The organism is Prosthecobacter vanneervenii, from assembly GCF_014203095.1.
Taxonomy (GTDB): domain Bacteria; phylum Verrucomicrobiota; class Verrucomicrobiia; order Verrucomicrobiales; family Verrucomicrobiaceae; genus Prosthecobacter; species Prosthecobacter vanneervenii.
Map to the genome: position 1 here is coordinate 356,680 of NZ_JACHIG010000002.1, position 21,290 is coordinate 377,969.

18 protein-coding genes are annotated in these 21,290 nt (G+C 62.7%); 12 read left to right on the forward strand and 6 right to left on the reverse strand.

What is annotated here, in order from left to right; genetic code table 11:
- Positions 1 to 26: 26 nt before the first annotated feature.
- On the reverse strand, positions 27 to 1,058 hold the full coding sequence (fbaA, locus tag HNQ65_RS06725) for a class II fructose-bisphosphate aldolase (RefSeq protein ID WP_184338734.1): 1,032 nt from the start codon (positions 1,056 to 1,058) through the stop codon (positions 27 to 29).
- Between the two features lie 92 nt (positions 1,059 to 1,150).
- Positions 1,151 to 2,833 carry an autotransporter outer membrane beta-barrel domain-containing protein gene (locus tag HNQ65_RS06730; protein WP_184338736.1) on the reverse strand — a complete coding sequence of 561 codons (1,683 nt, stop codon included), beginning with the start codon at positions 2,831 to 2,833 and terminating at the stop codon, positions 1,151 to 1,153.
- A gap of 230 nt (positions 2,834 to 3,063) precedes the next feature.
- Here HNQ65_RS06730 and HNQ65_RS06735 point away from each other — a divergent pair, with 230 nt between their 5' ends.
- The 9 genes from HNQ65_RS06735 to HNQ65_RS06775 all read left to right on the forward strand — a co-directional run bounded on the left by HNQ65_RS06735 (position 3,064) and on the right by HNQ65_RS06775 (position 13,071).
- Positions 3,064 to 3,921, forward strand: coding sequence for a MotA/TolQ/ExbB proton channel family protein (locus tag HNQ65_RS06735; RefSeq protein ID WP_184338737.1), 858 nt, complete (start codon positions 3,064 to 3,066; stop codon positions 3,919 to 3,921).
- Positions 3,918 to 4,349 (forward strand): ExbD/TolR family protein, encoded by a 432-nt coding sequence (locus HNQ65_RS06740; protein ID WP_184338739.1) that lies wholly within the window; start codon positions 3,918 to 3,920, stop codon positions 4,347 to 4,349. The genes HNQ65_RS06735 and HNQ65_RS06740 overlap by 4 nt, the downstream gene beginning before the upstream one ends.
- Positions 4,350 to 4,371: 22 nt before the next feature.
- Complete coding sequence (locus HNQ65_RS06745) at positions 4,372 to 5,280, forward strand: TonB C-terminal domain-containing protein (RefSeq protein WP_184338740.1); 909 nt, start codon at positions 4,372 to 4,374, stop codon at positions 5,278 to 5,280.
- Positions 5,281 to 5,290: 10 nt separating this feature from the next.
- Positions 5,291 to 6,508 (forward strand): PD40 domain-containing protein, encoded by a 1,218-nt coding sequence (locus HNQ65_RS06750; RefSeq protein WP_184338742.1) that lies wholly within the window; start codon positions 5,291 to 5,293, stop codon positions 6,506 to 6,508.
- A gap of 12 nt (positions 6,509 to 6,520) precedes the next feature.
- Positions 6,521 to 7,015: an OmpA family protein gene (locus HNQ65_RS06755; protein ID WP_184338743.1), complete on the forward strand. Its 495-nt coding sequence runs from the start codon at positions 6,521 to 6,523 to the stop codon at positions 7,013 to 7,015.
- Between the two features lie 143 nt (positions 7,016 to 7,158).
- Positions 7,159 to 9,891, forward strand: coding sequence for a PVC-type heme-binding CxxCH protein (locus HNQ65_RS06760; RefSeq protein WP_221306063.1), 2,733 nt, complete (start codon positions 7,159 to 7,161; stop codon positions 9,889 to 9,891).
- A gap of 70 nt (positions 9,892 to 9,961) precedes the next feature.
- Complete coding sequence (locus HNQ65_RS06765) at positions 9,962 to 11,029, forward strand: hypothetical protein (protein ID WP_184338744.1); 1,068 nt, start codon at positions 9,962 to 9,964, stop codon at positions 11,027 to 11,029.
- 142 nt (positions 11,030 to 11,171) lie between these two features.
- Positions 11,172 to 11,753: a 16S rRNA (guanine(966)-N(2))-methyltransferase RsmD gene (gene rsmD / locus HNQ65_RS06770; protein WP_184338746.1), complete on the forward strand. Its 582-nt coding sequence runs from the start codon at positions 11,172 to 11,174 to the stop codon at positions 11,751 to 11,753.
- Positions 11,734 to 13,071: a 3-deoxy-D-manno-octulosonic acid transferase gene (locus tag HNQ65_RS06775; RefSeq protein ID WP_184338747.1), complete on the forward strand. Its 1,338-nt coding sequence runs from the start codon at positions 11,734 to 11,736 to the stop codon at positions 13,069 to 13,071. The genes rsmD and HNQ65_RS06775 overlap by 20 nt, the downstream gene beginning before the upstream one ends.
- Positions 13,072 to 13,118: 47 nt before the next feature.
- On the opposite strand, the gene HNQ65_RS06780 is transcribed toward HNQ65_RS06775, so the two are convergent.
- Positions 13,119 to 14,030, reverse strand: coding sequence for a nucleotidyltransferase family protein (locus HNQ65_RS06780; protein WP_184338748.1), 912 nt, complete (start codon positions 14,028 to 14,030; stop codon positions 13,119 to 13,121).
- A 179-nt stretch (positions 14,031 to 14,209) separates the two neighbouring features.
- Between HNQ65_RS06780 and HNQ65_RS06785 the strand changes: the two genes are divergently transcribed.
- Positions 14,210 to 14,914, forward strand: coding sequence for a zinc ribbon domain-containing protein (locus HNQ65_RS06785; protein WP_184338750.1), 705 nt, complete (start codon positions 14,210 to 14,212; stop codon positions 14,912 to 14,914).
- 15 nt (positions 14,915 to 14,929) lie between these two features.
- On the opposite strand, the gene HNQ65_RS06790 is transcribed toward HNQ65_RS06785, so the two are convergent.
- Entirely contained in the window at positions 14,930 to 16,381 is a 1,452-nt protein-coding gene (locus HNQ65_RS06790) for a DUF1501 domain-containing protein (RefSeq protein ID WP_184338751.1), read from the reverse strand.
- Positions 16,382 to 16,478: 97 nt separating this feature from the next.
- Positions 16,479 to 18,008 (reverse strand): SIS domain-containing protein, encoded by a 1,530-nt coding sequence (locus HNQ65_RS06795; RefSeq protein ID WP_184338753.1) that lies wholly within the window; start codon positions 18,006 to 18,008, stop codon positions 16,479 to 16,481.
- 89 nt (positions 18,009 to 18,097) lie between these two features.
- Between HNQ65_RS06795 and HNQ65_RS06800 the strand changes: the two genes are divergently transcribed.
- Complete coding sequence (locus tag HNQ65_RS06800; protein ID WP_184338754.1) at positions 18,098 to 19,129, forward strand: chorismate-binding protein; 1,032 nt, start codon at positions 18,098 to 18,100, stop codon at positions 19,127 to 19,129.
- A complete protein-coding gene (gene menD / locus HNQ65_RS06805; RefSeq protein WP_184338755.1) occupies positions 19,126 to 20,661 on the forward strand; it encodes a 2-succinyl-5-enolpyruvyl-6-hydroxy-3-cyclohexene-1-carboxylic-acid synthase in 1,536 nt (511 codons plus the stop codon). The genes HNQ65_RS06800 and menD overlap by 4 nt, the downstream gene beginning before the upstream one ends.
- Here menD and dhaL read toward each other — a convergent pair.
- Positions 20,648 to 21,283 carry a dihydroxyacetone kinase subunit DhaL gene (dhaL, locus tag HNQ65_RS06810; protein ID WP_221306064.1) on the reverse strand — a complete coding sequence of 212 codons (636 nt, stop codon included), beginning with the start codon at positions 21,281 to 21,283 and terminating at the stop codon, positions 20,648 to 20,650. The two genes, menD and dhaL, sit on opposite strands and share 14 nt — an antisense overlap.
- Positions 21,284 to 21,290 lie beyond the last annotated feature (7 nt).

Below are 21,290 nucleotides of genomic sequence, written 5' to 3' on the forward strand. Positions count from 1 at the left end.
CAGGAGTTGTTAGAAGAGCTGAGGGCTTAGACCGTGCCGAAGATGGTCTTGCCGGTGCTCAGCAGGTCATCGCAGGCTTCCTTCATGCGGTCGCAGAGGCCCTGCTCGCCTTTCTTGAGGTAGCTGCGGGGGTCGTAGGCTTTCTTGTCACCCACTTCGCCGTCGATCTTGAGGACGCCGTCGTAATTCTTCATCATGTGGCCCACGATCGGGCGGGTGAAGGCGTACTGGGTGTCAGTGTCGATGTTCATCTTGATGACGCCGTAGCCAAGCGTCTCGCGGATTTCTTCCAGAGGAGTGCCGGAGCCGCCGTGGAAGACGAGGTCCATCTCGGCAGCCGCGCCGTACTTGGCGGTCACAGCGGCCTGGCCATCGCGCAGGATGGTGGGCTTCAGCTTCACTGCGCCTGGCTTGTAGGCGCCGTGCACGTTGCCAAAGGTGGCGGCAAACATAAAGCGGCCGATGCCGTTGAGGGTTTCATACACCGTCAGCATGTCTTCGGGGGTGGTGTAAAGCTTGTCATTGGCCACACCGGAGGTGTCGTGGCCGTCTTCCTCACCACCGACCACGCCGGCTTCGATTTCGAGGATGATGTCCAGTTCGGCGCACTGCTGCAGCAGCTCCTTGGACACGCGCATGTTCTCTTCCAGCGGCAGTTCGGAGCCGTCAAACATGTGGGAGTTGAAGAGATTGCCCTTGCCGGCCTCGCGGCGTGCCTTGGTGGCGGCGAGGAGGGGCTTGAGGAATTTTTCCACGTTCTTCGGGTGGCAGTGGTCGGTGTGCAGGGCCACGAGCACGTTGTAACGCTCTGCCAGGATGTGCACGGCCTCGGCCAGCACGATGGCACCCAGGGCCATGTCCTTGACGGAGGTGCCGGAGGCAAACTCACCACCGCCGGTGGAGACCTGGATGATGCCGTCGGACTTGGACTCGGCGAAAGCCTTCAGTGCGCCATTGATCGTGGGCAGGGAGGTGACGTTGATGGCCGGATAGGCGTATCCACCCTTCTGGGCGGCATCAAGCATGGCACGGTACTGGGCGGGTGTGGCGACTGGCATCTGTAGTTATAGGGGGTGATTTAGGGGTATTTAGAAAAGCAAGAAACGGGCCGGGTGCAAGAAAGGGTTCTTACACCCAGCCATTGGGAATTCTAGAACTTGTAAGAAAGTCGCACGCTGCCGAAGTGCGCCTGAAGATTGTTGCGGAAAAACTGAGTCTGGTAGCCCAGCAGCAGGCCAAAAGCCGGAGAAAACTGGAAGTTCACCCCGCCGCCCGCCACCATGTAGTCCTGTCCCGGGCTCTGATTTCCACCGCTGGCGGAAAAGGGGGCATTGATGGCCTGCACACTTGTACCGTTGCTGCTCACGTTCTGGCGCTCATAGCTCAGGCGCACCTGCGGTGTGATCACCGCAAAGTCCGTGGCGATCTTTTTAGACAGGCTCCAGCCCACACGGGTGACTAGCGACTGAAAGCTCTGGCTGGCGTAGCTCATGCCGGCAATACCACCGCCGGTTTCGCTGTAGGCATTGATCGAGCCATGAAGGTAATCAATGCCTGCAAAGGGCCCGGTGACCAGCGTGCCGTTCTGAAAGCGGAAGTTCCAGCCGGTGTTGAACTGGATGGCGTTGGTATAGGCATACGTGGAGCCCAGAGCAAAGGGCAGACCGCCTCCAGGATTGCGCGTAGAGCTGATCTGGTAGTCGCCAAAGCTGTAGAGCAGGTTCCCCCAGAATCCTTTCCGCACATACGAGAGATAGGCCGAGAGAGCCGGGCCGTCCAGATTCAGACTGCCCAGGCCACCGGTGTAGTGCTGGCTGCTGCTGAGGATGGTGACCGCAAAACCCGCAGTGAGACCGCGGCTGAGATGCCGCTGCAGGCCCACGGCAGGGGCCCAGGAGTCCACCTGCACACCCGCCTGGCTGCTGACAGGGCTGAGCCGCAGATTGCCATAGTTCACCGTCGTGAAGGCCTCCCACTGGCGTGAACGGCGGACACGGCGTGCGATGGGACTTTCCGGCCCATCTCCCTGGCCTAGCACGACCCCCTCATCCAAAGAGGCTGCTATTCCGCCTTCATCATCTTCTTCCCCGCCGCCTGCGCGCAGGTTGAAAAGCTGGTTATTCACGTCTCCCAGCACCGTCTGGCTGCCAGCCAGCACGCCCTGCTGCTCTCCCAGGGCCAGTTGCAGCGCCCCCTCGGTGTCGATCAGCGTGGCATCTACGCTGAAGAGCAGTCCCCCGCCCGGCGAAGCGAACAGCAACACATCATTGAGATTGAGCGGCCCAGGAATGCCCGGACCGGCAGAGCCATTGGCTATCACAAAATATCTTGAGCCACCGTCGGAGGAAGTTTGCCAGTTATACGTTCCTCCGCCTGCTCCCACTTGGCCGACCACCCAGAAACTGCTGCCAGCCGCCATTGGAGCCGAACCCGTGTACGTGTAGGAGCCCGCAGTGGCAGGATTAGACGAACCCGCAAGATCTTGCACAAGAGAGAAGGTGACTGTTCCACCGCCGTTGGCACTCAAGGTTTGCAGGCTGAGGCCAAAACCACCCGCCGTGCTCGTTGCATTTGCCATCTGGATCGTGACAGAGTTCAGGATGTAGTTTTGAGAAACCGAAAAATCCTGCACATGCACACCCGGCCCATTCTGGGAAAAAAAGTCAATGACGCTCATGCCCGTGGGGTAGGGCTGTACCGAAGCGCTGCCCCCATCGGGGAAGGAGTTGCCCACAACAACTTCCGCGTGCAACGGAGCGGTCACGACAGAGGTCATCCATGCCGCAGCAGCGAGCATAGTCAGCACTGGGCGGCAGAAAACAAGGTGGTTCATAGATGTGAGGCATTAGGTGTTAGTGCCAGCGCCCTTGTGAAGACAGTCGGCAAAAGCAGCTCATCAAAAGATGCTCTGCCTGCGCATTGCAAGCTTTCTGAAGAAAAAGCCTGCTAAAATCGTGAACTCACCTGCTCAAGCCCCCGCCGCCCCTCCATTATCCCCACCACTCCCCGGTTGACGCCAGACTATTAAGGCACATTAACTAGCGGTTAACTCATCTACACGCAATGCCGCCTCTGGAATCCTTTCTCTCCCCCGGCCTGCTATATGGTCTGGAACACGGCAGCCTCACCTGCTGGGTCATCTGCGGCTTGCTGGCATTGTTTTCCATCACCAGCTGGGCCGTCATCCTGAGCAAGCACTTCCTGCTCTCCCGGGTGCAGAAGGCGAATCTCTCCTTTCTGCGCGAGTATCGGGAGAGCAATCACGCGCTGGAGCTCTACCAGCAGCGGGAGCCGCATGAGTACTCCTCCTTTTACCACATCTACCACGCCGCCTGCCGGGAGCTCTCCTGGTATCTGCTGGGAGAGGACGAGCCCGGCTCCACCTTTGCCGCACGGCTGCAGGGCGCTGGGCGGATCACTCCTTCACAAATGGGTGCCGTACAGGTGGCCATGGAGCGCAGCGTGGCAGAGGCCGCCCTGCGTCTGGAGGCTCGCATGGGCTGGGTCTCCACCTCGCTGAGCGCAGCGCCCTTTCTAGGACTGCTGGGCACCGTGTGGGGCATTCTGGACACTTTCAGCACCATGACCACCGCTGCTGGAGGTGCCACGCTTTCCACCCTGGCCCCGGGCATCACCACCGCGCTAGTCACCACGGTGCTGGGCCTGCTGGTGGCCGTCCCCAGCATGATCTGCTACAACGCGCTCGTGAACCGCATTCGTGGCATGGTCGTAAGGCTGGACAACTTCGCCAGTGAGATCAGCGCCGGATTTGACCGCACCTTTGTGGACCACCGCTTCAGCAATGAGGCGCTGCCCAGCCTCAGCGCCCTGGGCACGCCCTCCATGCCCGCCTTCACCGGCAGCAGTTCCTCACCCATTCCCTCCGCCGCAGCCTCGCATGCCATGCATGCCCGCGTATGAAACGCCACTCCAACACCCACCAGCTCCGGCTCATCACCGAGATCAGCATGACTCCGTTCATGGATCTCGTGCTCGTGCTGCTGTTTGTGTTTCTCCTGGCCGCTCCCCTGCTCAAGGCTGACAAGGAAATGCTCGCCGCCGCCACAGCTCCCGCGCCTGCCAATCTCCCGCCTGCCACTCCAGCACCCACGGAGAAAATGGTCCTGCAGGTAAACAGCGACCTCTCCGTAACTCTCAATGGCGCCATGATGGCGCGCGCCGATCTGCCAGTGTCTCTAAAGCAGATTGCCGGACGTAATCCCGGTGTCGGCATCGAAGTACGTGTGCACCGGGACCTCCCCGTGCAGCAGCTCGTGGAGACCATGCAGGTCATCGAAGATGCCGGCATCCAGAAGACCGCCGTCACCACCCACGCAGCCGCTCCCTGACCTTCCCGCCACCCCTCACACCATGCCGCGCAGACGACCAACAACACTCGAGCCGATATCCCCGGCTGTGTTTGTCGTGGTCTCGTTGCACCTAGCCGCCGCGCTTGGCGTGTGGTGGAGTTTTCAAAACGTCAAGAGCAGCCACCTCGCTGCGCGGCAGCGTCAGCTCGCTTGGATGAACCCGGCCGACTTCAAGACCGTGGTGCCTCCGCTCACCGTGCCGCGTGCCAAAGCCATCGCGTCTGCTCCCACCAAGTCAAAGCCTGCAGCCGCACAGCCCGCCCCCGCAGCAGCCCCAGCTCCTGCTCCAGCGCCAGTCGCTCCTGCGGCATCTGCCACCGCCGAGGCCCCCGTGCAGAAAGCCACGCTGGTCTCCGCCCCACCGCAGCAGCACGTGATGGAGACCATCGGCAGTTCCACTTCCACACCTCTCTTTGCCTCTCCCACCCCGGCAGCCAAGCCATCGGCCAATCGCAGCATCACCCTGCGCCGCACCCAGGAGCGCGCTCCCACCGTGGCAGGCGTGGACTCACCCGCCCCGCCCATCACCAGCCCCTCGCTCATGGATATCGCACGGCTCAATGCCATGCGCCCTGCCGTGCCCCCGCCAGGCAGCCTCATGCCGGTCAAGGAGGACGAGGCCAACATGGACGTGGTCGATGAAGCGGTAAACACCGCCTTCCTTTCCACCTGGGTGGCTCCGCCCATCACCAGCGTGCCGGAAAACCAGCGCGAAGCCCGACTCAGCATCTCCATCGGCAAGGATGGCAGCGTCATCAAATCCCAGATGACCAAGTTCTCCCACTCCCACGCGCTCGATGAATCCATCCTGGAGGCCTCATCCAAGGTGAAAAAAATTTCCATATCCCTGCCTTCAAATTACAGCAAAGAGAGCTACGATCTGGAGCTGAATTTCCTTCTGCTGCCCTGACCGCCCCCACATGAACGCACGCGCGCTGCTTCTCCTGCTCTCCTTCACCGCCTCTCAGGGCGTCCAGGCCGAAGGCGGGTTCATGGACCGCCTGCGCGGCCTCGTCGGCCTGGGGCACAAGGCCAAGACGGAAGACACCAAAAAAGCCCCGCCTCGCATCCGCGTGGCCCCCTTCACCGGCGGCACCGGCTCCAGCGCCCAGCAGACCCTGCTCAAGGAACTGCGCGACTCCCGCGAATTCTTCGTGGCAGACGCATATGAAAAAGCGGACTTCACCGTCGAGGGAACCTCCGTGGGCGGACGCGTGGACGGCCGCCTGAAAGATGCCAAGGGCAAGGACGTCTTTCGCCGCAGCTATGCCGCCCCCGGCCTGGATGAAAACCTCAAGGCCCTCACCGACGACATCATTTACACCATCACCGGCAGGCCCGGTCTGGCCACCAGCCGCATCGTCTTTGTCAGCGACCACAGCGGCAAACGCCAGGTGTATGTGTGCGATGCCGAGGGCGGAGAGGTGCACCAGGTCACGCATGATAAATTCGGCGCGGTCTCCCCCACGCTCGCGCCGGACTCCTCCATGATCGCCTTCACCAGCTATCGCAGCGGCTTCCCCATCATCCGCCTGCTGGACCTGAACCTCGGCTGGGAGCGCGGCGTCACCGACACCCCCGGCAGCAGCTTTGGTGCTGCGTTTTCTCCAGACGGCACCCACATCGCGGCAGTGATGAGCTTCATCGGCAATCCCGAGATCTTTGTCAGCGATCTCAGCACCAACACCGCCGCCTGTGTCAGCGACTCCATCGGCGCACCCTCCAGTCCGTCGTGGCATCCGGACGGCAAGCACCTCGTTTTTTCCAGCGACGACGGCGACGGCCCTCGCCTCTATACCGTGGAGGTGCCTTTCAAAGAAGGAGAATCCTCCCGTCTCTACCGCTGGCGCACCGGTTACCAGTTTTGCACCGACCCCGAGTGGTCTCCCGACGGCAGCCACATCGCCTTCACCACACGCATCGGTGGAGAGTGGGCCGTGGCCATCAAGCCCTACCCCAATGGCCGCGTGCACGTGGTGCAGAAAGGCGGTGCGCAGCATCCCTCCTGGAGCCCCAACGGCCACTTCATCACCTACGCTCAGCACGGCCAGCTCTATGTGCATGACCTGCGCAGTGGCAACCGCCGAGCCATCGTCAACGGCTACAGCCGTATCACCGAACCGCGCTGGATGCGCTGAGACACGATCACAATGATGACCGCACTCCCAGCCAGCACTCTCCGCCTCAGCGCCGCCCTCGGCGTCTCTCTGCTGCTGACCTCCTGCGGCACCATTCCCATCCCCTCGGTCTTGGGAAAATCAGCACCAGAGACGGTCGTGTATGCACTGGGGCCACGCGAGGGCTACACCTCCCCGCTCAGCACCAGTCTGAAGCCCGCCTGCCCTGCCCTTGTGTTTGATGATGGGGGCTTCCTCCTCACTGATTCACATCAGGAGGCCCTGAGCCGCGTGGCGAAGGAAACACTGGTAGCCAATAAAAAAGCCCGCCTCCTCATCGCTGGCTACACGCCGCCGAATCTCCCGGCCGATCACGCCCGCTCTCTCTCCGAGCGCCGTGCCCTCGCCGTGCGCCAGCACCTCATCGGCCTTGGCTTTGAAGCTGCCAACCTGCAGACCGTAGGCTTTGGCAATGACTTCTCCCCTACCGGCCCGTCCTCCGATGTGGTGGTGATTTATCAGCAGTAGGCGGAAGGCCTGCGCACGAGCAAAGACTGCCCCTCAAGGCTGTGCCACACATGCTTTTCGCAAGGACAGCCAACCCCACATGTTCCCCCCACCTCCGGCGCAAGATCATGGCTCCGCGCCCGTTCTTTTCGTCCCCCCAAACCATGACCAAGTGCCCCAACTTTCTCGTCGTACTCGCCCTGGCCGCACCTTTCCTACTCATGTCCGCCGCACCGGACAAACCTGCCGCCAAGGGTAAAAAAGACAAAGGCCCCTTCGTCGCGGGAAAACCCGCCTTCACCCCGGATCTCACCGCTCCTGCCTTTGATCCCGCCAAGGTGCAGCCGGATCATCTGGAGCCTTCCATGTTCAAGGTGCCCGAGGGCCTGGAGATCACCGTCTGGGCCACATCGCCACAGCTCTTCAATCCGGCCAACATGGACATCGACCATGCTGGCCGCGTGTGGGTCACAGAAGGCGTGAACTACCGCCGCCATTCCGGCCGCAGCCGCGAGGGCGACTGCATCCGCGTGCTGCAGGATACGGATGGCGATGGCAAATGCGACCGCAGCCACATCTTTGTGCAGGAGAAGGAACTGGAGTGCCCGCTTGGCGTCGCTGTTTTTGACAACGTCATCTTCGTCTCCAACGCGCCCAACATCATCAAATACACCGATGTGAATCGCGACCTCAAATTTGATCCCGCCGTGGACAAGCGCGAGATCTTCCTCTCCGGCTTTGAGCAGCCGCAGCACGACCACAGCCTGCACAGCGTCTATGCCGGACCCGATGGCCGCCTCTACTTCAGCAATGGCAACTGCGGTGCTCAGTTCAGCGACAAAAGCGGCACCACCTTCCGCATCGGCGGCGCTTATCTCAACAACACCTACACCGGCCAGAAGAGCGACGACGGCCACGTGTATGTCGGCGGCTTCACCGCCAGCATCGATGATGAAGGCCACAACGCCCGCATCCTCGGCTTCAACTACCGCAACAGCTTTGAAGGCGTGCGCACCTCGTATGGCGACATGTTTCTCAATGACAACGACGATCCACCCGCCTGCCGCGTGAGCCACCTCATCGAAGGCGGCAGCTTTGGCTTCTTCTCCGCCGATGGCAAACGCCAGTGGCGTGCCGACAAGCGCCCCGGCCAGAGCATTCCCACCGCCGAGTGGCGTCAGGAAGACCCAGGCATCATCCCCGCTGGTGATGTGTATGGCGGCGGCGCACCCACCGGCATGTGCTTCTATGAAAACGGCGCGCTCGGCCCGAAGTGGAGCGGCCTGCTGCTGAGCTGCGAGACGGGCCGCAATGTGGTCTTTGGCTACCTGCCCAAACCGCACGGCGCAGGCTTCAAGCTGGAGCGCTTTGACTTCTGCACCACCAACACCTCCGGCGTCTTCAAAGGCAGCGACTTCGTGGGCGGTGCCAACAACCTCTCCGACGAGCGCCAGACGCTCTTCCGCCCCTCGGATGTGTGCGTGGGCCCTGACGGTGCTGTGTATATCAGCGACTGGTTTGACAAGCGCACCGGCGGCCATCAGGACACCGATGAAACCTGCAGCGGCACCATCTACCGCATCGCGCCCAAGGGCTTCAAGCCCAAGGTGCCCACGCTCAATCTCGACACGCAGGAAGGCCAGATCGCCGCGCTGCAGTCTCCGGCCACCAATGTGCGCCATGTGGCCTTTGCACGTCTGAAAGCAGCCGGGCAGGCCGCCATGCCTGCGGTGCAGCATCTGCGTGAAAATGCAGATCCCTACTTCGCCGCACGCGCCGTGTGGCTGCTGGCGCAGATGGGAGAGCAGGGTCTCATCTCCACACGCTCCTGGCTGGAGTCTGATGATGCCACCAAGCGCCTCGTGGCCCTGCGCGCCATCCGCGCCGCCACACCGGATGTCATCGACATCCTCAGCAGCCTCGCCGCCGATCTCTCCCCCATGGTGCGCAGCGAGGTGGCCGTGGCCCTCCGCGATGTACCTGCTGCACAGAGCGTGCCTCTCCTCGTGAAGCTCTCCCACCACATCGATGGCGGCGACCGCTCCCTGCTTGAGGCCTGGGGCATCGGCTGCACAGGCAAGGAAGAGGCCGTGTGGACCGCGCTCAAACCCATCGGTGCCTGGAACGATGACTTTGCCCACATCACCTGGCGCCTGCATCCCGCCGCCGCTGTGCCCGAGCTGCAAAAGCGTGCCGCAGATTCCAAGCTCTCCCCCGAACAGCGCAGGCTCGCGCTGGAGACTCTCGTCTTCATCCCCCAGGCAGAGGCTGCCAAAGCCGTGCTGGCCCTGGCCAAAGACACCGGCTCCCCCATCCACACGGACATCATGTGGTGGCTGATCAAGCGCAGCACCGATGAGTGGTCCACCTTTGGCATCGCCGAAGAGCTCAAGAAGGCCGGCATCTTTGATCCGGACAGCGCCAAGCTCGTCACCATCATCACGCCAGACGGCCCGCCCAGCAGTGTGAAGCTGGAGGACGTGCTCAAGCTCCAGGGCAATGCGAAAAACGGCCAGCAGCTCGTGACACGCTGCGTCATGTGCCATCAGGTGAACGGCCAGGGCGTCGAGTTTGGCCCCAATCTCGAAGGCTGGGGTCGCAGCCAGCCCGGAGAGATCATCGCCCAGGCTCTGATCGACCCCAGCAAGGACATCGCCCACGGCTACGACGGCCAGGAAATCGTGACCAAGGACGGCGTGACGATCCACGGCATGGTGCTCACCGAGGGAGACATCATGATCGTGCGCAGCATGGGCGGGCAGAACCAGTATGTGGCGCGCTCTCGCATCAAATCCCGCCGCAAGCTCACGCATAGCATGATGCTCAATGCCACGCAGCTCGGACTCACCGCGCAGGATGTGGCAGATGTGGTGTCCTATTTACGTAGCGGAAAATAATAGACAAACATCCGTGCGTCGCGCCTGTTACTTGCTGCGCCTCCTCCCAAAAAGCCCCCTTCGTTTTATCATGACCCTCTTCCGTCTCGGCCTGCTAGCCGCAGCCGTCAGCCTTAGCAGTTGCGTCGTTTCCAACGCCCCCGAACCTTCTGAATTCAAGCTCACTCCCACAGCCCTCGGCCAGAAGTACCACGCCAGCCGAAGAACCGGCTCCGTGCATCTCTACGCCCAGAGCATCGAGACCACGCGCGACCAGTGGGGTCGTGAATCCCACCAGGCCACCGGCGGTGCCATGTTCATCAAGGACACCACGCCACCCATCAAGGCCATCGCCCCCAGCATCTCCATCACACCCGACTACGCAGAGATCCTCGGCAAAGGCACGGTGAGAAAGAACGACCGCCTCTACATCGGCCAGAATGACAGCGCCAAGATCCGCATCGAGGGCGGCGTGGTCACGCCAGAAGGTGCCGTGACCGTCAGCGGCATCCTCGACGAAGCCGCCGCCGCTGAGGCCAAGGCCCAGGCAGAAGCCCGCGCCAAAGCCAAGGCTGAGGCCAGGCTGAAGGCCGAAGAAGAAGCCAAGCTCAAAGCTGAGGCCAAGGCTCAAGCTGACGCCGAAAAAGCAGAGGCGGACGCCAAGGCGAAAGCCGAGGCCAAAGTGAAGGCTGAAGAAGAGGCGAAAACCAGAGCTGCAGAAGAAGCCAAAGCCAAGGCCCTGGCCAAAGAGGAAAAGGCCAAGGCAGATGCCGAAGCGAAGGCCCGCAAGGAAGCCGAGGCTCAGGCCAAGGCCGAAGAACGCGCCAGGGCTAAAGCGGAAGCAAAAGCCAAAGAGGAGGCCGATGCCAAAGCGAAGGCAGAAGCCAGAGCCATGGCCAAAGAAGCTGAAGCCGAAAAAGCCAAAGCCAAGGAAGCAGCCGACATGAAGGCAGCCGCCGAGGTCAAGGCCGAGAAAGCCAAGGCTGACGCCAAGACCAAGCCCGCAGACGAGCCTGCAGCCAAAACCAAAAAGCCCTCTGCCGCTGCGAAAAAATCCACCTCCTCCAAGCCCAAGGCCAAACCCGCAGCCAAGCCCGCCGCACCCGCTGTGGACCGCTCCCGGTTGCTCAACCTTATGCGCGAGCCCACGGAACGGTAAGAGCGTGTTCAGCGCCGCGGAACGCCTCCGCGAGTTCATTCCTGCAAAGCATTCTCATATTGTCCTGGCTGTGGCGGATTCGCCCGCAACAGCCACCTCCATCCCTTCTTGCATCCCCACGCCCCACCGCTAAAGGAAAAGGGTGCGCATCATTTCCGGCTCAGCAGGCGGGCTCTCTTTGGAAGTCCCTAAAACCGTCACCCGTCCCACGCAGGACCGGGTGCGGCAGGCTGTGTTTTCCATGCTCGGAGAGCTGGTGCCCGGCGCGCATGTGCTGGACCTCTTTGCCGGCACCGGCGCACTGGGGCTGGAGTGCCTGAGCCGTGGCGCGGCCTCCGCCCTGCTGGTGGATGAAAACAAAGGCGCGTGCGAGGTCATCCGCAAAAACATCGCCAAGACCCGTCTCACCGGTGCCAGCGTGCGTCATAGCGATGTCTTCCGCCTGCTGCCGCTGCTGGCCAGAGACGGCAAGCAGTTTGACCTCATCTTTGCCGATCCGCCTTACACGCACAGCGATGCAGACACCGACTTCATCGCCAAGCTCCTCTCTGAGGAATCTCTGCCCGCGCTGCTGCATGCGGAGAGCCACCTCATTCTGGAAAGTCATCACTTCAACCGCGAAACGAAAAGCTGGCCCGGCTGGGAGGTCCTGACAGACCGCCATTACGGCTCCACCCGCATCGTCTGGCTGCGCAAAATCCCGCATGGCATCGAAAGCGCTTAGCCTCACTCTCTACAATCTGATGCTGCCGCTGGGGCTCGTCTTCATGCTGCCCGGTGCCATCGTCAAAATGCGCCGCCGCAATGGCCGCTGGCAGGATCTGGCGCAGCGCTTCGGCTTCTTCCCGCGCGAGACGCAGGCCGCCATCAATGCCCTGCCGCAGCGCGAGCGCTTCTGGGTGCACGCCGTGAGCGTGGGCGAGGTGGGCGTGGCCAAAAAGCTCATCAATCGCCTGCTCAAAACGCATGCCGATCTCGGCATCGTACTCAGCACCACCACCCCCACCGGCCATGCGCTCGCAGCCGAGCTGGCCGCACAGCACGCAGGCCGCATGGTGGCCATCTTCAGCCCGGTGGACCTCCCTGGAGTCGGCCGCCTCATGCTGGAGCGCATTCAGCCCACGCAGCTCGTGCTGGTGGAGGCCGAGGTGTGGCCCAACCTCACCGCCTCCGCCACCCGCCTCGGCATTCCCGTTTCCCTCGTCAATGCGCGCCTCTCCCCGCGCAGCGCACGCCGCTACCAGAAATTTCGCACGCTGATCGGCCCCATCTTTGGCATGCTCAAGCAGGTGCTGGTGCAAGAGCCCGAAGACGTGGCACGCTGGCAGGGTTTTGGCCTGGATGCGGATCAAGTTCACCTCACTGGCAGCATCAAGTACGACCCCGAGGGCGCTGTGGTGCCCGCCATCAAGCTCGAAGAGCTGCACATGGTACGCGCTCTAGCCGGCATCTCCGAGACCCAGCCCACACTGCTGGCTGCCAGCACGCATGCAGGCGAGGAAATCGAGCTCGCACGCGTCTTCCAGCGCCTGCGCCAGCATGTGCGCGATCTCGCTCTGCTCATCGTCCCACGCCACGTGGAACGCCGAGCGGAAATCGCCGCCGCGCTGCAATCTATCGGCATCTCCCCTGCCCTGCGCAGCGTGCCCAACTCTCGTGTCGATCCCAGCGCACCTGTCCTGCTGATCGACACCACCGGCGAGCTCGCCGCCTGGCAGCACCTCGCCACCCTCGTCGTCGTTGGCAAAAGCTTCCTCGCTGAAGGCGGACAGAATCCCGCCGAGGCCGCCCTCGCCCAGAAGCCCGTGCTCTTTGGGCCGCACATGGAAAACTTCACGCCCCTCGTGGAACTGCTTCTAAAACACGGCGGTGCCCAGCAGGTGGCTGATTTTACGGAACTCGAATCCGCCTGCCGCACGCTGCTGCAAAATCCGCAAAAAGCTGCGTGCATGGCACAGTCCGGCCACAACGCGCTTAAAACGCACGAAGGTGCAACACTCCGCAGCGCGGAGCGGCTGCTCCAAGGCTTGAGGGTCTCCTGACCCCCGTCAGAATACCGGGGTCGGGAGACCCCGGCACCTTGCAATCATCATCCCCACAGCGACTGCGGATACTCACCCGCATCCACCAGCGCACGGATGCTCGCCACCACTTCCGCCTTGTCCTCGGGATAGGTCACGCCAAACCACTTGCCCGTCGTCTCCAGCACACGCACGTCCGCCTTACCAGCGGCGATCAGTGCATCCACCTGCGCAGGCACGTAGCACTCGGATTTCTGCTCGTGGCCGCGCTCTTGGAGAAAGGCGGTGAAGGCCGTACGCAGATGCGCAAAGATGTCCGGCGTGAAACCGAAGAAGTTCATCGACACCACTTCCTCGCCCGTCAGTGGCACATAAGCGCCCTCCACCTCGCGGTTTTCGGCAGCATCGCCGTGCTTGAAGATCTTGGTCATTTCCAACACGGTTTTCAGCATGCCGCTGGCATCGCGGGTGCACACGCCACGCGAGACGCTGCCGTGGTCTGAGAGTGTGTTCTTCAGGTAAAAGCCCACCATGGACCAGTGGCTCTTGCCGTCCTGTGCACGCGGCTGCACCAGATCGGCGGCGATCTTCTTGTACGCATCCTGACCGTAGAAGTCGTCCGCATTGATCATGAGGAAGGGCTCATGCACCACCTTCTCCGCAGAGAGCAGCGCATGGGCGGTGCCCCAGGGCTTGGTGCGGCCTTCCGGCACGGTGAACCCGGCGGGCAGGTCGTTGATGTCCTGAAACGCATACTCCACCTCGATGCGGCCCGCATACTTGCTGCCGATCTGCGTGCGGAAGAGCTCTTCAAAGTCGCGGCGGATGACGAAGACCACCTTGCCGAATCCAGCGCGAATGGCGTCAAACACGGAGTAGTCCAGCACCACCTCCCCGGATGGGCCCATGGCATCGAGTTGTTTCAGACCGCCGTAACGGCTGCCCATGCCGGCAGCGAGGATGAGGAGTGTGGGCTTCATCAATGAAAAAGAAGGAAGTAGGTGGAAGGCGTACCTTTTCGCCGGGTGGCGGGCTGGTCAAGGTGGAAGACGTTCCCCTTTCTCACTTCCCTGCAAGCCAATCGCGACAAGCCGGGAACACAGAAGCCAAAAACAGAGCACTTGTGCTTTTTCCGCGTTTCGGCTTACATCCTCTACACATGCTTCAAGACATCACGAAACTCATCCAGCTCCAGGAACGAGACCAGCGCATTCGCGCCCTGCAGAAAGACCTCAAGGACATCCCCAACCAGCAAAACCGGGCCAAGATGCAGCTCGCGGGAGATCAGGCGGCGGTGGATGCGGCCAATCAGGCGATGAAGGAGGTCGAGGTAAAGATCAAAAACATCCAGCTCGATGTGCAGACGCGCCAGAACAGCATCAAGCGCATGCAGGACCAGCAGTTTGAAACGCGCAAAAACGACGAATTCGCCGCCCTGGGCCACGAAATCAAACGCTACCAGGACGATGTGACCAAGCTAGAAGACGGCGAACTGGAGCAGATGGAGGCCCTGGAGGCCGCCAAGCTCAAGCTCAAGGACGCCCAGGCCAAGCTGGCCGAAACGCAAAAGCGCGTGAACGAGGAACTCAAGGCGCTGGAGGAGCGCGGCGCCGGTGTGAACCGCCGCCTCACCGATCTGAATGCCGAGCGCAGCACCCTCGCCGCTCCCATCGATCCCGACACGCTGGACCTCTACACCCGCATCTTCAACAAGAAGGGAGACGCCGCCGTCGTCCCCATGGAAAACGCCATGTGTGGCGGCTGCCACATGAAGGTGGTCATGGGCGTCATCCAGTCCCTCAAGCAGTCCGAGAAGATCACCCAATGCGAAAGCTGCGGGCGCATTCTCTATCTGGTGGAGTAGGCAGCACCCCTCTGGCTACGCCAGCAGCCCGTGCAGCAGCTTGCCATGCACATCTGTCAGTCGGAAGTCGCGACCCTGGAATTTGAAAGTCAGCTTCTCATGCTCCAGGCCGAGCAGGTGCAGTATGGTCGCGTGCAGATCATGCACATGCGCCGGATTTTCAGCCACGCCAAAGCCCAGCTCATCGGTCTTGCCGTAGGTCTGCCCGGCCTTGATGCCGCCCCCGGCAAACCACATGGTGAAGGCGTCGATGTGGTGATTGCGCCCCGTCTTGTCGCGGTTCTCGCCCATCGGTGTGCGGCCAAATTCACCACCCCAGATGACGAGCGTTTCATCCAACAAGCCGCGTGATTTCAGGTCGCGAATCAGCGCCGCGCAGGCCTGGTCCACATCTTTGACCACCTTGGGGAAATCATCCTCCAGCGTCTCGCCTTTGCCGCCGTGATTGTCCCAGCTAGTATGGTAGAGCTGCACAAAGCGCGTGCCGCGCTCCACCAGACGACGTGCGAGGAGGCAATTGCGCGCAAAGGAGGGCTGCGTGGGATCTACGCCATAGAGATCCAGCGTGGCCTTGGACTCGCCTTTGAGGTCGATCAGCTCCGGCGCGCTGCTCTGCATGCGCCAGGCCATCTCGTAGGCATTGATGCGCGTCTGAATTTCCTCATCGCCGGTTTCCACCAGCCGCGACAGGTTCAGCTCGCGTGCGGTGTCGATGACACGGCGCTGGCTGGCAGCGCTGTATTCCGCCGGGGTGGAGAGATTCAGGATGGGCTCTCCGGTGCCACGCAGCGGCACGCCTTGGTAGGTGGTGGGCAGAAAGCCGCTGCCCCACAGCACCGAGCCGCCACGCGGACCACGCGGGCCGCTCTGCAGCACCACAAAGCCGGGCAGATCGCTCGACTCGCTGCCGATGCCGTACGTCACCCACGCGCCCATCGACGGCCTGCCAAACTGGCCGCTGCCGGTGTTCATGAAGAGCTTGGCCGGGGCGTGATTGAAAAGCTCCGTCTTGCAGGTGGTCACGATGCTGAGGTCATCCACCACACCCTGCATGTAGGGCATCATGTCGCTCACCCATGCGCCGCTCTGGCCATGCTGCTGGAAACTACGACGCGTGCCCAGCAGCTTGAAGCCATTGCTGGTGCCCATGAAGGCAAAGCGCTTCCCCTCCACATAGCTCTGCGGGATGGGCTGGCCGTTCAGCTCCACGAGCTTCGGCTTGTAATCAAACAGTTCCAGCTGCGATGGCCCGCCTGCCATGAAGAGGTAGATCACATTCTTCGCACGGGGCTTCACATCCCCCTTCTTCATCACCCCAGGTCCCGCCGCAGCCGCAGCACTGGCCGCATGCAGCCCGCGCTCAGCCATCATCGACGCCAGAGCCACCGAACCGATCCCCATGCCACACTGGCTGAAAAAATGGCGGCGGGTGATGTCGCGAAGCTGGCTGTCTGAGGGATGAAGCATCACCCGTGCTTACGAAGGCGGCGGGGCGGATGTTTCAAGGTGTAGGGTCTCCCGACCGGCATTCCGGACCTGGGGTCAGGAGGCCCCGACACCTTGGTCACACCTTCACCCCCAGCGCCGCCAGGGTCTTCAGTACAATCGGCTCTCCGGGCTGGAGCTTTTCGCGTTCGGCAAAGAGCAAGCGCGTCACCTCCTCGTAATCCGGCAGCACGCTGGTGCGGCGACGGGCCAGCAGGCGCACGTAGCGCACGGCGCGGTCGATGAGCTTGTTGTTGCTCGGCTTTACGTAGGTCATGAGGTTGTCCAGGTAGCGGCCCAGACGGCCCATCACCAGCGTGGAGTGAATGTTGATCAGCATCTTCAGCAGCAGATGCGCGTGAAACTCATGCACGCCGGTCAGGTCCACGTGGTGCACGAGACCATCAAACTCCCACACCATCTCCCCGGCACCGCCATCGATGTGAAACTGCAGATGCTCGGCGTCATGCGTACGGATCTTGCGGCGCGGCGCCAGCTGTGCGGAGAAGTCATACGAGGCCAGCACCTCGGCCCCGGCCACATGGCGTACGTCCGGCCACTCCAGGGTGCGTGGCTCCCGGTGCAGCAGCGCCAGCCAGGCCGCATGCGCCCCCGGCTGCTCAGGCATGAAAAAGTGGCTCCACGAGGCAGGTGCGGCAGGATCATCCTGCTTTTCAAACGGCACCAGACTGAAGGTGGGCGCGCGCTCGGTCGTGTCTGTGACAACGGTGATGCCAAAGCGCCTGCTCACGTAAAACACAAACGCACCGCGCTCATACGCGGCGGCCTCGTGCTCGATGAAAGGCACAAGAAACTGGCCGTCGCAGTGCACCACATGGCGCAGGAGCTGCAGCACCTCCTTGGGCGCGTTTTCGGGGTCATGCTGGTGCATGAAGGCAAAGCCGATGGCCGCCATCAGCACCGTGCTGGCTTGAAGACGCGTGCTTCCAGAGACAGCCATGGCCCCCACGGCGAGGTTCAGCTTGTGGATGGCCGGATTTTCGATCACACGACGTGAACGCGCCGCAGCGTCGAAGAGCTGCTCGTCCGGATTGCAGTAGAGAAACCAAGGGTGGTTGTGAGAGAGCTCCGCCGCACGCTCCGTGGCCCCGATGACAAAAGGCGTCTCACCGCCCTCGGTGGAGGCGATGAGCAAATCCCCGTCTTGAAACCCCAGCTCCACGAGCTGGCGTGCGCCGTATTCAGGGTGGTCTTCAAAGGTCTCGATGGCCTTGATCAGCGCCAGATCACCGCCCGCCATGAAGGCCACCACCCTCTCCGCATCCGGCACCGGCAGCACGCCCATGCGGCAGAAGATCTCGATGCTGAGAGACAGCCGCCCGGTGGCACCGCAGCCGCAGAGAAACACCCGCCGTCCCGCCGCAAAGGTGGCGTCGATGGCCCGCGCCAGATCCGCCAGCGCGGTGGACTTGGCGGCAAACTGCCGCAAGGCATGCACATCCACCTGATGCATCAGCTTCACCGCCTCCCCCACGTCGGCACGTGCCATCTGGGAGAGCGAGGTGGTGAAAGGGTGCTGTGACTCCGTGTCCAGCGCCCCGAGCTGGTAGTCGGTTGCAACCTTGAGAAACTCATCGGCAGCATTCATGCACTAAAGAATTCGACTGTCGCCGTCGGAAGGATGTTCACAAGTGTCAGTTTCCCATCTTGCACGCTGCGCGGCGCGTTTCACTATGCATGGAAACTCGCATGATGGAATTCGCATTGTTCAGGCTGCCCGATGGGCGGGCATGGCTGGGAGAAGGCCCCTTCACCGCGCTGGCAGCTGTGCCGGCGGCGGGAGGAGCCTTCTATATCAATGACTTCGATCTCAAAGACCCCGCCCCCTGGAAGGTGCCCGCACGCCTGCATGAGATCAGCCCCGCCAGCCTGGCGGAGGTGGTCCACCTCAATGGCTCCCAGCAGCCCCAGATTCACTGGGAAAAACCGGCCACAGAATGGTTTAAGATGGCCTTCCGCCGCATCCGCCGCGAGGTGCTGTCCAAGCGTCTGGAAAAAATGGTGCCCGTGCTCACGGAGTCCGGCACCCTGACCGCCGGAGACCCGCGCCGCCTGCTCCAGGCCGTGATGCAGGCCCCTGCCAACATGTGGGGCTATGCCCATGTGCAGGAGAGCGGCGGCTTTCTCGGCGCCACGCCGGAGCTGCTCTTCACCGTGAAGGACCGTACGCTGGAAACCATGGCGCTGGCAGGCACCGCCAAGCCGGGAAACCAGGAGGCCTTTCTCACGGATGTGAAGGAGATCGAGGAGCACGAGATCGTGGTGCGCTACCTCACGCAGCAGCTGCAGGCGCTGGGTGCCGTCTCCCGTGCCGAGCGCACGCTGTGCGAGACCGCCGGTCTGGTGCACTTTCAGTCAAAGCTCAGCGTGCAGCTCGCTGCCGCAGCCGACCCCGCGCAGCTGGTGCCCCTGCTGCACCCCACCCCGGCCGTGGGCTGCCTGCCCCGGGACAAGGAGTCTCTGGAAAAGCTGCGCGAGTACCGCCAGCAGCTTCAGGTGCCCGGCTTCTTCGGCGCGCCCTTCGGCTTTGCCGAGGCGGGTGGCACCACGCACATCGTGGTGTCCATCCGCGGCCTGTGCTGGAAAGGCGACGAGGTGCGCCTGCCCTCCGGCTGCGGCATCGTGGGCGGCAGCGCCTTTGACCACGAATGGCGGGAGCTGCGCCTGAAACGCGAGGCCGTGCTGCGACTGCTGGCTCTTCAATCATGACGCAGACGCAGCTCATCCATCAGACCCTCCACACACTGGCCTACCTGGGAGTACGGGAGGTGTGCGTGGCCGCAGGCGCGCGAAATGCCCCGCTCGTGGCCGCCCTGCTGAACTGCAGCGGCATCAAGATCTGGAACTTCTTTGAGGAGCGCAGCGCCGCCTTCTTTGCCATGGGCCGCATCATGGCGGACCGCCAGCCCGTGGCCGTGGTCACCACCTCCGGCACCGCCGCCGCAGAGCTGCTGCCCGCCGTGGTGGAGGCGCACTACCAGAACCTGCCACTCATCCTCGTCACCGCCGACCGCCCGAAAAGCTACCGTGGCAGCGGCGCGCCGCAGACCATCGAGCAGCCCGGCCTTTTCGGCGTGTATGCCACCATGGTGGGAGACTGGGATGCCACGGACGAGTCTCACGAAGGCCACTGCTCAGACGGCCCCATGCACCTGAACGTGTGCCTTGACGAGCCGCTGGAGACCAACATCCCCGGCGTGGACTTCGCCGCCGCACCACCGCCCGCGCCTTCAGAAGAAGGGCCCATCGGCCTCGTGCAGTGCGATCTCGTCGTGGCCTCCGGCATGCACCCGGAGGATGCCGCGCAGGCCGCTGCGCTGCTGGCCCGACTGGGTGCGCCCATCGTGGCCGAGGCCACCGCCAATCTGCACGCCTTTCCCGAACTGCAGCCGCTGCTCATCCCTGGTGGCGAGCGCGCCCTGCAGTCCGCACGCCCCGCCCACGTGCTGCGTATCGGCGCAGTGCCCTCCTGGCGCTGGTGGCGGGATCTGGATAAGGAGGCCAAGATCAAGGTCACCAACATCACCCGCACCGGCTTCAGCGGCCTGGCCCGCACGGAGAATGTGGAGACGTTGGCCTGGGAAAACGTACGCAGCACCGAGGCCACGCGCCTGGAGCAGCCCTGCAGCATCCTGCGCTTTGATCCAGATCTGACACGCTTCCCCGCCTCCGAGCCTGGATGGATGCTCCACCTGGCCAAGGCCATCCCTGCGGGCTCCCGCGTCTTTGTGGGCAACAGCATGCCCATTCGTGAATTCAATCTGGCACTTCAGTCCGTGAACAAGCCCGGTGTGGAATTTTTCGCCAATCGCGGCACCAACGGCATCGACGGCATCGTCTCCACCTTCCTCGGTGCCAGCGCCGTGCATGATGGCGAATGCTGGCTCATCCTGGGAGACCTCAGCGCGCTCTACGATCTCGCCGCGCCGTGGATCATCCAGCAGCTGGATCACCCGCGCCTGCGCATCGTCGTGGTGAATAACGGCGGCGGCAAAATCTTCTCCCGCGTGACCAGCCTGCGCGCCCTGCCAGACGCCGCCCGCAGCGTGATCGAAAACCGCCACGAGCTGAGCTTTGAGCCCTGGGCCCAGCTCTGGGGCCTGGAATACCTGCAGACCGAAGATCCCGCCGACCTGGAGGACCTGCTGCCCATGCCCATGATCATCGAGATCAATCCCGACCCGTATCAAACGGAGGCCTTCTGGCGCGACTGGCAGAAGCCGGTGATCAGGCCACGATAAAATCGCGGAAGGCGGTGAGGATCACCACCACGGAGCAGGCACCGGCGTCTGGGAAGCCGATGCAGGCCTCTCCGAGAGTCTTGGCACGGCCAAACTTGGCCACCATGGCCTTGCTGGCCTCCTTGCCCGCCTCGGCGGCAGCAGCCACGGCAGTGGCGGCATCTGGCAGAGACTGAGCAGCCACTTCGGTACCTTTGACAGCGGCAGGCTCCATGGCATCCACGCAGGTCTTGTCTCCCACGGCGGCGCCACCGCGCTGCTTCACGCCATCCAGGCCTGCCTGAAGGAAGGCAGCCAGACCGGCGGCATCAAAGGTTTCTTTGCCAGCCAGGGCTTTCCCGCCATTGCGGAAGAAGGTGCCAAAGATCGCGCCGCTCGCGCCGCCCATGCTGCTCATCATGGCCATGCCCACAGAGGAGAAGGCTTTCTCGATGCTCTCGGGCTCGGCAGCCTCCAGCTTGTCCTTGGCAGCACGCATGCCGCGCTCCATGCCCATGCCGTGGTCTCCGTCTCCGAGATCCCGGTCCGCCTGGGAGAGCATTGGCTCCGCCGCGATGACGCGCTCGCAAGCGAGAATAAGCATGGCTTTGACTTCGTCTTTGGAAAGGTTGGCTTTGGGCATGGGACCG